2 protein-coding genes and 1 pseudogene are annotated in these 3,216 nt (G+C 69.5%); 2 read left to right on the forward strand and 1 reads right to left on the reverse strand.

Features of this window, described 5'->3' with window-relative positions; translation table 11 throughout:
- Positions 1-141: 141 nt before the first annotated feature.
- Positions 142-929 (forward strand): annotated as a pseudogene (locus PMI01_RS17465) (DUF72 domain-containing protein); the annotation flags it as partial.
- 206 nt (positions 930-1,135) lie between these two features.
- Here the strand turns inward: PMI01_RS17465 and PMI01_RS17470 are convergent.
- Positions 1,136-2,131 carry an NAD-dependent epimerase/dehydratase family protein gene (locus PMI01_RS17470; RefSeq protein ID WP_007671832.1) on the reverse strand — a complete coding sequence of 332 codons (996 nt, stop codon included), beginning with the start codon at positions 2,129-2,131 and terminating at the stop codon, positions 1,136-1,138.
- A 95-nt stretch (positions 2,132-2,226) separates the two neighbouring features.
- On the opposite strand from PMI01_RS17470, the gene PMI01_RS17475 reads away from it, so the two are divergent.
- Positions 2,227-3,120, forward strand: a complete 894-nt coding sequence (locus tag PMI01_RS17475; RefSeq protein WP_007671839.1) for a LysR family transcriptional regulator — start codon at positions 2,227-2,229, stop codon at positions 3,118-3,120.
- Positions 3,121-3,216 lie beyond the last annotated feature (96 nt).

The following is a 3,216-nucleotide window of genomic DNA, read 5'->3' on the forward strand; positions in this document are numbered from 1 at the left end:
AGCCAATTTCGCAACGGTCCCCCATAGGGGGAAGAGTTCGCACACCTGAACTCCGCCCCCTATGGGGGCGGACAGGCGGCGAAGCCGCCAGGTGGGGGCAAGTGTTCGACTTTCCCCCTTGCCCTTTCTCCCGCCCCTGACCTACGGTGCGCCCCGAGAACAGGAAGGGAACACTCATGCCCGGAACCATTCGCGCCGGCATCGGCGGCTGGACGTTCGAGCCCTGGCGGGGCGGCCCCTTCTATCCCGACGATCTCAAGCAGAAGGACGAGCTGAAATACGCCTCGTCCAAGCTGACCAGCATCGAGATCAACGGCACCTACTACTCGACCTTCAAACCCAACAGCTGGATGAAGTGGCGCGACGAGACGCCCGACGACTTCGTGTTCGCGGTCAAGGCCAGCCGCTTCTGCACCAACCGCCGCGTGCTGTCCGAGAACAACGACTCGCTGGAGAAGTTCCTGACCCAGGGGCTGGAGGAGCTGGGTCCGAAGCTGGGCCCCATCAACTGGCAGTTCATGGCGACCAAGAAGTTCGACCCGGTCGATTTCGAGGGCTTTTTGAAGCTGCTGCCCAAGGAGATCGGCGGCCGGCCGGCGCGCCATGCTCTGGAGGTCCGCAGCCCCACCTTCCAGACGCAGGCGTTCTACGACCTGGCCGCCAAATATGGCGCGGCCATCGTCTACGCCGTCGACGACGAGTCGCCCGACTGGCCGCGCATCGACGAGCCGACCGCCGACTTCACCTATGCCCGGCTGATGTGCAGCCGCGAGGACGAGCCCACCGGCATGACCTCGGAGGAACTGGACGGCGTGGTGGCCCAGACCCGGACCTGGGCCCAGCGCGGCGACGTCTTCACCTACTTCATCTCGGGGGCGAAGGTGCGCAATCCGGCCGCGGCCATGGCGCTGATCGGGAAGCTGAAATAGGGCCGGGCTACGATCGGGGACACGCACATGTGCGTGTCCCCGATCGTGGCGAGGCGTTGGAAGCTGAAACAGGCGACGCACGCCACAAATGGTCGTCATCCCCCGACTTGTTCGGGGGACCCAAGCTGGTTGGCCAATCTGATCCGCCGCTTGGGTCCCCCGCATAAAGCGGGGGATGACGACCATTTGTGGATGAGGAACGAGCGCTAAGCCCGCACCACCTCTCCCTCGATCACCGTCCTCGCCGTCTCCAAGCACCCCATCCCCCGCAGGCTGGCCGCCACCGCCGTGTCCAGCGGCGTCGACGGCAGGTCCCCGCCCAGGAACGCCCGCAGCTTGCCGTCGTTCAGCACCATCGGTTCGCGCCACAGGTAGCGCATCTCGGCCATCTCTCCGAACAGCCGCACGAACGGCGACAGGGCCACGACCAGCGGCCAGGGGAAGCTCTTGACCGGCAGGCGCGGCTGGCCGGTCACCCGGCGCACCGAGGCCGCCATCTCGCCCCAGGCCAGCAGATGGCCGCCGAAGTGGAACACCGCGAACGACCCCAGCCGGTCGGCGCGATCCAGCAACCGGGCCATGGTCTCGGCCAGGTCGGGCAGATAGGCCCAGGCGTGGCTCAGCCCCTTGGTCAAGGGCTCGGTCACCGAGGTCAGCGGACCACCCGGCTTGACCACCGCCTGGCCGAACCAGTTGTTGCCGGCGTGCGGCCCGAAGAAGTCGCCAGCCCTGACGATCAGCACCGGGACGCCTTGCGTCGACGCCGCCTGCAGCCGCCGCTCCATCTCGACCCGGATCTTGCCCTTGCGGGTGGTCGGGTTCTGCGGCGCGGTCTCGTCGATCAGCGGGAAGGTCTCCAGGCCGAAATTATAGACCGTGCCCGGCAGCAGCACCCGCGCGCCTTCGGTCCGGGCCGCGGCGATGGTGTTGTCCAGCATCGGCAGGACCAGCTTGTCCCAGTCCTTGTAGCCGGGCGGGTTGGCGGCGTGGACGATCAGGGCCGCGCCCCGGGCCACGCGGGCCACGTCGGCGGCGACCATGGCGTCGCCGGAGACCCACTCGATCCCGCTTCTGGCGGGCTGGGCGCGGCGGGTCAGGGCGCGGACGGTCCAGCCGTGGCGGACCAGGGCGGTGGCCGCTTCGCCGCCGATGCCGCCGGCCGCGCCGATCACCAGGGCGATACGTTGTTGGGTCGAGGTCATGTCCGGTCTCCCGTGAGAAGCTGATGGCCAGAACCTGCGCCCCGGACAGATAAACGAGAATTGCCGAACCTTGTTGATCTGCTATGCACAAATGCATGAGCGAGCCCGACTGGAACCTCTACCGCGCCTTCCTGGCCGTGCTGACCGAGGGCAGCCTGTCGGCCGCCGCCCGCGACCTGGGCCTGACCCAGCCGACCCTGGGCCGGCAGGTCGCCGAGCTGGAGCGCGGCCTGGGCGTGGCCCTGTTCACCCGCTCGCCCCAGGGCCTGAAGCCCACCGACGCCGCCCTCGACCTGGCCCCTCACGCCCGGGCCATGGCCGGGGCCGCCAGCGCCATGGCCCGCGCCGCCTCAGGGGCCGGCGACACCGCGCGCGGGATCGTCCGCCTGACCGCCAGCGAGATCGTCGGCGCCGAGGTGCTGCCGTCGATCCTGGCCGCCTACCGCCCGCTGCATCCCGGCGTGGCCGTCGAGCTGTCGCTGGACAACCAGCAGCAGGACCTGCTGCGCGGCGCGGCCGACATCGCCGTGCGCATGGTGCGCCCCGCCCAGGACGCCCTGGTCGCCCGCCGGCTGGGCGACACCCACCTGGGCCTCTACGCCCACCGCCGCTATCTCGACGCCGAGGGGACGCCCGACACCCTGGCGCAGCTGGCCGACCATGCCGTGGTCGGTTTCGACCGCGAGACGCCGTTCCTGCGGGCCCTGATGCAGCGCCTGCCCCTGGCCTCGCAGGGCTTCGCCTTCCGCGCCGACAGCGACCTGGCGCAACTGGCCGCCGTGCGCGCCGGGTTCGGGATCGGTTTCGTCCAGCATGGGGTGGCGCGGCGCGATCCCGACCTGGTCCCGGTCTGCCCCGGCCAGGTCGGCTTCCAGCTGGAGGTCTGGCTGGTCATGCACGAGGACCTGCGGGCGACGCTGCGGATGCGGACGATGTTCGACCATCTGGCCGAGGGGCTGAACGCGTTCCTGGCGACCTCGCGGCCGTGACACTCCATAGAAGTTGTCATCCCGGGCGAAGCGCAGCGTAGACCCGGGACCCAGAGCAATCGCACTGCGCCGGCCCCTGGGTCCCTGTGTATCGTA

The sequence above is a fragment of the Caulobacter sp. AP07 genome (assembly GCF_000281955.1).
Taxonomy (GTDB): Bacteria; Pseudomonadota; Alphaproteobacteria; order Caulobacterales; family Caulobacteraceae; genus Caulobacter.